General features: G+C 58.8%; 5 protein-coding genes. All 5 read left to right on the top strand.

What is annotated here, in order from left to right; all coding sequences use genetic code 11:
* Positions 1–16 precede the first annotated feature (16 nt).
* The 5 genes from BV034_RS29230 (at position 17) to BV034_RS29250 (ending at position 7,387) form a co-directional block, all read left to right on the top strand.
* Positions 17–778 (top strand): glycosyltransferase, encoded by a 762-nt coding sequence (locus tag BV034_RS29230; RefSeq protein ID WP_050030477.1) that lies wholly within the window; start codon positions 17–19, stop codon positions 776–778.
* 22 nt (positions 779–800) lie between these two features.
* A complete protein-coding gene (locus BV034_RS29235; protein ID WP_050030478.1) occupies positions 801–1,964 on the top strand; it encodes a glycosyltransferase in 1,164 nt (387 codons plus the stop codon).
* Between the two features lie 3 nt (positions 1,965–1,967).
* Positions 1,968–3,452, top strand: a complete 1,485-nt coding sequence (locus tag BV034_RS29240) for an MraY family glycosyltransferase (RefSeq protein WP_050030479.1) — start codon at positions 1,968–1,970, stop codon at positions 3,450–3,452.
* 8 nt (positions 3,453–3,460) lie between these two features.
* Positions 3,461–5,911 (top strand): O-antigen ligase family protein, encoded by a 2,451-nt coding sequence (locus tag BV034_RS29245; RefSeq protein WP_265593601.1) that lies wholly within the window; start codon positions 3,461–3,463, stop codon positions 5,909–5,911.
* A gap of 111 nt (positions 5,912–6,022) precedes the next feature.
* Positions 6,023–7,387: a sigma-54 dependent transcriptional regulator gene (locus BV034_RS29250; protein WP_050030481.1), complete on the top strand. Its 1,365-nt coding sequence runs from the start codon at positions 6,023–6,025 to the stop codon at positions 7,385–7,387.
* The last annotated feature ends 55 nt before the right edge of the window (positions 7,388–7,442 follow it).

The raw sequence follows: 7,442 nt of genomic DNA on the forward strand, positions 1-7,442 counted from the left end.
CCTTGTACCACATCAGTTGAGCTTCCTCCTTGTCATTCCCTGCTTTCGCGAGAGCACCCGTCTCCGCCCCTTTCTCTCTGACCTCTGTCAGGTGCTGGGGGATGTTGGCGGGGTCACCATCCTTGTCGTGGACGACGGGAGTGGTGAAGATGAAGCCGGGAAACTTCGCGCGCTGGTCGATGAGTACCGCCGCGCCCACCCATTCGTACGCCCGGTGCTGACTCTGCCGCAGAACGTCGGAAAAGGGGGCACTGTGTATGCTGGTTGGTCTGCCCATCAAGGTGAGCAATGGCTGGCGTTCGCCGATGCAGATGGGGCCGTGTCCGCCTCCGAGATTGCCCGGCTGGTTACCGCGATCCGGTCCGCCCGAGGGGAGCTTGCCCCGCACGCCTGGTTCGCCTCCAGGGTCAAGATGCTGGGACGCAGTGTTCATCGCCTCTTTCACCGGCATCTCGTCGGACGTGTCTATGCAACGCTCGTTTCCGAGTTGCTCCACGTACCCGTCTACGACACCCAGTGCGGCTGCAAGGTGGTCCCGCGCAACGTATTCGAATCCGTCCAGGACCGGCTCACGCTCATGGGCTTTGCCTTCGACGTGGACCTAATGATGGCCTTGAGACACGCAGGCTGTGACATCATCGAGTTTCCGGTTGACTGGAGTGAAATCCCCGGCGGCAAGATTCACCTCTTCCGTGATTCATGGCGGATGTTCCGGGACGTTTATCTTCTCAGGAGAAAATGGCACCCGGATCCAGGTTCCCTCTACGGGGTCGAATAGACAAGCAGGCGACTGTCCGCGCATGCGCATCCTTCTCCTGAACAAATTTACCGCCCCTGATCCGGCTCCCACCTCCCGTTTGCTCGGCGAGCTGGGTGAGGGCTTGCGTGCACGCGGCTGGGAAGTGATCAGCCGTTCAGCTGGGGGCAGCTACCGTCAAGGCACCGGGTCCGGGGGATGGCGACGCTGGGCGAAAGAGGCACGGGCTCATTGGCGGTTGCTTCTCGAGGGGCTCACGGCCCCCCGCCCTGATGTCATCCTCTGTTTGTCCGACCCTCCCGGGCTCGTCTTTACAGCGGCACTGCTCTCCAGGATTCGCCGGGTGCCTTTGGCCCACTGGGTGATGGATGTATACCCCCAGATCGCAGCGGCGCTGGGTGAGGTTACCACCACGAACCCTGCGTATCGTCTCTTGCACCATGCAGTAAGGGTTGGATACAGTCGCTGTCAGGTGATCGGCTGTCTCGACATGGACATGGCGAAGGCATTGTCGCTTACCGGAGACAAGAAGCTGCTGCTAACACCGCCGTGGCCTCCAACCTCCATTATGCAAGGTCTCGACGATGAGATTGTCCCTCGTGCGGCAGTGGGGGGGGCGGCAAAGCCCTTTACATGGTTGTATTCCGGAAATCTCGGGCGTGCCCATGACTTTGAGACCCTATTGGAGGCCCAGCGCATTCTTGAGGTGGAGGGACACCCCGCGAGTTTGATTTTTCAAGGTCGCGGGCCCCAACTAGAGCAGGCTAAGAAACAGGCTGCTCTGCTCGGATTAAAGGACTGCCAGTGGCTGGACTACGTACAGGACGAGCTCCTGCTTGTTTCCTTGTTGACGGCAGACGTAGTTGTCGCAACCCAAAAGCCAGAAACACAAGGCTTGCTCTGGCCTTCGAAGCTGGCCGTGCTCAAGCATCTAGGTTGCCCGCTGCTCTGGATCGGCCCGCCGGACGGGGACATCGCCAGGATGCTGCGTCATGAATGCCCCCAGGCTGCCATCTTCGTTCCTGGAGATGCCTCCGGGGTGGCGGCTTGGCTAAAGCAGCGCATCACCGATTCATGTTTGGCTCCGTCGTCCAAGAACAACTTTCCTCGCATGCGAGAAAGACTTGCGCACGATCAATCATTGGCCGTGGATGCCTGGCATCAACGGCTGAACTCGCTTGTCTGCGAGCATCGACTCCCCTCTTGACGCATGTCTGCCCTCCCCAGTGTTTTCGCGTTGGACCTGCCCCTTCCCCGGGTGCCGTCTCTCATGATGTGGCTCGTCTTCTCGGGAGCCATCTTGGTCAGCGCGATCGGCACCTGGCTCATCATCCGACAGAGGTCCAATCTGGGCATGGATCATCCAGACCAGCATCGGAAGTTGCATGTCACAGCCGTGCCCCGGCTGGGCGGACTTCCCGTATTCGTGGCGCTGTGCCTGGGCTTCGCATTCGCCACTTGGTGGCTTCCAGACTTCTTCGCCCAGTGGTGGCCTATCATTTTGACCAATCTCCTGATCTTCTCCGTTGGATTTGCGGATGACCTCCGTCCCTTGGGAGCCAAGGTCAAGCTCGTTGGCCAGATCGGAGCGGCCTGCATCCTCTATGCACTGGGCATCTCGATCGACAACTTGTCCAACCCCTTTGGCGATGGTCAGATCGTGCTGGGATGGTGGGGGCTGCCGATCACCCTGCTTTGGCTGATCTCCATCCCCAACATCATCAATCTCATTGATGGCATGGATGGGCTGGCCACGGGCTTCGGCCTGTTTCTCAGCCTCACGCTGGCCTTCATCGGCCACTTTGCGAAGATGCCGGACGTGGTGCTCATCTCTGTGGTCATGAGCGGTGCGCTCATGGGCTTTCTCGTCTTCAACCTTCCTCCTGCCCGCATCTTCCTCGGGGATGGAGGAGCCTACCTCATCGGATTCTTCGTCGCCTCTGTTTCTCTGCTGTCTTCCAACAAAGGGACCATCATTGCTTCCCTGCTGGTGGTGATCATCGCCCTTGGCGTGCCGATTCTCGACACTCTGTTCGCCATCATCCGTCGGGTCCTGCGCGGAGTTCCCATCTTCCGCGCCGATGCCCAGCATATCCACCATCGTCTGATGCTGCTGGGCTTCAGCAAGGCCAAGGCGCTCATTGCACTCTATACAGTGTGCTTGGTGCTCAGCCTTTTTGGCATCAGTCTATTCTGGAATCGAGGTCTTTCCCTTCCCATCGCCACCGCCGCCCTGTTTCTTCTAGGATTGGGAGCAGCCCGCTACCTTGGCTATGTCCGCAGCTGGCGGGAAGTACGGGCCCAGTTCAGGGAAGCGCTCAACCGGCGCCGGGACATGCTCTACACCGCCGCCTATGGCAAAGTGCTGGAGTGGGAGGCCGAAAGGTCCCTCGATGCCGACGAGTTTCTCACGCTCTTCGGCCTTGGTACGGAGCGCATCGGGGTCAAGCTTGTGCCAACGATCGGGTTCCGCCCTCTGGACTTCTCACTCATTACTGACCTGACCTGTCGTCTCTATGTGCCGGATGACGTGGACATGGCAGACCGCTGGGTGGCCAAGGCGGACCAACTCATTCCTGCACTCAATCTTGCCACGGAAAGATGGGGCCGCCTTGCGGGCGTTGAGTTTAGCCCTGCAGAGGGTTCCCTTGATTCCGCAACCACGGCCGCAGCAAAAGCAAACTTCACCCCCTAGTACCCTAGGTGCTCAAAAGACAACGCATCCCCAAGTCCCAACGTCGTCCCCTTGAAGAGGACGAGGAGGACTCTCCCCCTTCCAAAAGCATCCTGCCAGTCGCGCCCACCCCCTGGTGGGCTTTATTACTCATGGTGGCGGTGCCGCTGCTGGCCATATCCATCTGCGGCAACCGGTCTCCTTTCGCGATCGGGTTGACCACGGTCTTGGCTGGCGGAGCCATTTTTGCTGCACCACCTCGTTTCAGAGTGCCTATATGGGTCGGTGCTCCTTTGCTGCTCATGCTGGGGTTTGCCTTGTGCGGGTTGCTGCCCGTCGGAGACGCGAACCTTCCGGCATGGCGCACCACCTTGCGGGACGCCTTTGGCATCATCATGCCAGGCACCCAGTCACCCCAGCCATGGATCACACTTCAGGGGGTGCTGATGCTCGCAGTCGGCACCCTGTGGCTCAGCGCCTGCATCACCCGGGGGTTCGATGAGCCTGAAAGGCGGACCCTGCTCCAGGTGCTGGTGCTTGGCATCGCTGGCATCGCCATTGCCAGCCTCGTTGTGCATTACGGGGACTATGAAGTGATTTTCTGGCAAGGCACCGAGCGCATTGACTACTACGGTCCCTTTACCAACCGGAACAACTTCTCCGGCCTGCTGGCCTCCGGAGCGGTGCTGGCCTTCGCCTGCACATACGATGCCTACCACCGCAAACGCTGGTCGTGGCCCGTTTTTGCCCTCGCCATTCTCCCCATGTTCGGGGCGATTCTGGCCAATACCTCTCGTATGGGGGTGGTGTTATTCTTTGCCGGTCTTGGGATGTGGATGATGTCCGGCACCCATGCGGCGCGGTCGGCGAAGCGCTTTGCCGTATCTACCTCCCTTCTACTGATCCTCGCCACGGTCTTTCTCATCTACGGCCAGCGCATTCTGCAGCGGTTCACAGGTTCAGAGGGCATTGTCTCCACGTTGAGCAGTGATGGTCGGATCAATATCTTCCAGCAATCCCTGGCGCTCATCCCTCAGGCACCCTTCATCGGATTGGGGCTCGGCAATTTCGAACCCGTGTATGCCCTGCACAAGACAGCATCGAGTGAAGGAATGATCACCCGTACCGCCCATCCGGAAAGCGACTGGCTCTGGCTGGGCATCGAAGGCGGTCTGCTCGCGCTCGCGGCAGCGCTCACCGCAGGTTATTTCATCTGGAGAGGTTTTGGGAAATGGAAGAAATCCGACGGGAGCGGGCGTCGTGACCGGCGCCTTCGCGCTGCAGCGGGAATTGGGGTTGCCTTGCTCTTCTTCCAAGGATTTGTGGACACTCCCCTTCACACGCTCGGGCTCACCACCTTCGGCGCTCTGCTCGCCGGGCTTGCCTGGCACCCCGGCAAGCGCCTTCTCGCCAATATCTCGGTTCCCATCCTGCGCTACACTGCCTGTGGGTTTTGTTTGTTCTGCGGCTTCGCATGGCTCGTCGTGGGGTCAGGGGAGGCAGTTCTGCCTGGAACGTTCAGTGCCAAGATGCAACTGGAGTCTGCCAAGACACTTTCCAGCGCCGGAAATGAAGCAGACGCTATCGAGGCGTTGAACAAGGTCATCTCCACTCAACCTCTAAGATGGGATGCCTACTACATGCGGGCAGCCATCTCCCTCCAGCTTGGTCGCCCTCAGCAGCAGGTGATGGATGACTTTTCCCGGGCCCGGGCATTGGAACCAAATGCCGCTACCTTCTGCATGCAGGAGGCATTCATCTGGATGGAGCACTCCCCTCTTCAGTCCCTCCCTGCCCTGCGCGAAGCGATTCGTCGGGATCCTCGCAATGCCTCCGACTACTACAGACAAATCGCCGACAACATCCATCGCTTTCCCGATCTGCGAGAGCCGCTTCGATCAATGGCCGAAGATCCCAAGCTCCGGCTCCTCTATCTGGAACGCGTCTCCGGAAGCGATTTCCAGGTCGCTCTGCGCGAGCTGCTCGACCGCCACCCCAGTCTGGACAACTTCACGCCACCCCAGAAGCTGTCCCTCTTTGAACTATGGTACAGCCGCGGAGACAAGAACCAGCTCATCCGGGAACTTCAGCACAATCCCAACTGGAGCACCAGCGGCTGGATCGTGCTCGGCCGACACTGGGCTGGCGAAGGAAAGTTTCGCGACGCTTGTGAGCTTGGGTTCAAGCACATGCGACAGCCATCCCTTCCCACCACAAGTGAGGGCCGGGATCTTGGGCAACTGACCCGGGGCTTTCTGCAGAATCCGGCGGACTCTCTGCGTGGGCTGTCGCTGTACCAAGTGCAGCGACAACAAGGACTAGATACAGAGGCCTTCACCACCCTGCGGGACGTAACACGAATCCCTAATGCGCCAGCGAGTGCCTTGTACGAGTATGCCGTACGCCTCGCTGAGCAGGGAGACTATTCCCGCGCTTGGGACTCCCTTTTGGCCTACCGAACACGCTCTGCCGAGCCCTGAATACAACCATATATTCTCATTTTCGAGAAGTAAACGATTGACCTAAAGGAGTACTCTGATTAACCTCGGTTAAATTTCTGTAAACTCCCTTACCCAATCATTCTTCCTAACATGGCAAAAGTGGTAATCATTGATGACGAGGCGTCCATATTAGAGCTCATGGCCAAGTTTTGCCGTGGCTTGGGACACGAGGTCGTGCAATGCCAGACCGGAATGGCTGGATTGAGCAGCATCAGGGACAGTCGCCCCGATCTGGTGATCGTGGATCTTCGCATCGGCGATATCGACGGGTTGGAGATTATCAAACACACCCGTGCCGAATCCGCCAGTACCGCCATCATCATGGTAACTGGTCACGGCAGCGTAGAGACCGCAGTCGAGGCCATGCGACTGGGTGCCTATGATTATCTCACAAAACCCTTCGACCTTGCCGATCTCAAGCGCACGATCGAACAAGCGCTGGGACAGAAGAGCGCCACGGCCGCCAGCACCTATCAAGCCGCCCCACCCTCCGCAGCCAACAGTTCCCGTCTGGTAGGTGGCAGTGCTCCCATTCAAAAGATCCTCAGCATTGTCCAGCGTGTCGCCGACAATGACAGCCCGGTCCTGCTTGAAGGGGAATTCGGGGTCGGCAAGCAGTTGATCGCCCGTGCTCTGCATGAGAGCAGTCGGCGTAGCTCCGGGCCTTTCAAAGCGATCCAATGCAGCGCTCTGCCGCCAGATCTTCTTGAGTCTGAGCTCTTCGGTCATGGCTCACCACAGAACAGCATCTTTGCCCGCACCCGTGGTGGCACCATTCATATTGCCGAGATCCACCAGATGCCCATGCGCATCCAGGCACAGTTGAACGGCTTTTTGGAGCAGGCGCAGGTCTCCTCCCAGACCATGTACAATGGTTCAGGATTTAACTTCCGCCTCATCACCTCCACCACGGCCCACCTGGAAGATTCCATTCGCGATGGGAAGTTCCGTGAAGATCTCTACTACAAGCTCTCCGTGGTGCCTATCATTGTCCCGCCACTTCGTGAGCGCCGGGAAGACATCGCCCTGCTTGTGGAGCATTTTCTTAGAGAACAGGCCCTGCGCTCCGGTCGGGGGATGAAGAGGATGGAGGCCTTCGCTGAGGAATTTCTTGAGAAATATCCATGGCCAGGAAACATCAGCGAACTGCGCAACGCAGTTGAGCGTGCGTGCGCCCTCGCGGAAGGGGATTCCATCAAACCCAGCGATCTGCCTGCCAAGGTCACCCAAAAGGTGGAAGCACCCCTTGACCCTGCCAGTGGCGAAGGCAAACAGCGCCTGCCCATCGGTGGCACGTTGGATGAATTCATTCGCGGCCAGGAGAAGCTCTTCATCGCCGAGACCTTGAAGTTCAACAACGGCAGTCGTGAAAAGACAGCCAGCATGCTCGGCGTCAGTATCGCCACACTTTACCGGAAAATGGAACTCAACGTGGAGCGCAAAACCACGTCATAGCGCCACTTGGTCGGCCTTCTCCAAAACGACCTGTCAGCTTCAAGACACAAAAAAG

The organism is Verrucomicrobium sp. BvORR034 (genome assembly GCF_000739635.1).
Classification (GTDB): Bacteria; Verrucomicrobiota; Verrucomicrobiia; order Verrucomicrobiales; family Verrucomicrobiaceae; genus Verrucomicrobium.